Annotated in this window: 1 protein-coding gene; it reads right to left on the bottom strand. The window is 61.2% G+C overall.

Features of this window, described 5'->3' with window-relative positions; all coding sequences use genetic code 11:
- Positions 1-147: 147 nt before the first annotated feature.
- The coding region (locus WCE05_RS26370) for a DUF3343 domain-containing protein (RefSeq protein ID WP_368816891.1) at positions 148-387 on the bottom strand (240 nt) is incomplete at its 5' end.

The raw sequence follows: 387 nt of genomic DNA, 5'->3' as shown, positions 1-387 counted from the left end.
GAATTTGCATCCGTATCAGGATCTGGTGTTCAGCGATCTGTACCGCATCACCTCGGTGACGGTCTCGCTGGTGGTGACGCTGACCCTGGTTTTTCTCATGCACCGCCTGCTGAACTGTTTCGCGGCGACGCGTTTTGTGGTGAGCGATTAACCTGCAGGTGGGAAGGTGGCGAGACAGCGCCATGCTTCCCCGTTCTGCTGATACAGCGCCGCCGTCTGTTCCGGGACGATCCAGCCTCGCGCATCGGCTTCCGTCCCCTCCAGCAGGATGCACAGCCCGCAGCCGCTGCGCAGCTGGCGGGGTATATCTTTGACCTCGAAGGCCACTCCCGCCGCCTGCAGGGCTTTGCGCATCCGCACCACCCCCACCGTGGAGTGAAATAAAAA

The organism is Pseudomonas sp. I2 (assembly GCF_040984075.1).
Lineage (GTDB): Bacteria > Pseudomonadota > Gammaproteobacteria > Pseudomonadales > Pseudomonadaceae > Aquipseudomonas > Aquipseudomonas guariconensis_B.
The sequence above is the reverse complement of the archived record's forward strand: the minus strand, read 5'-3'. Positions and strand labels throughout refer to the sequence as shown.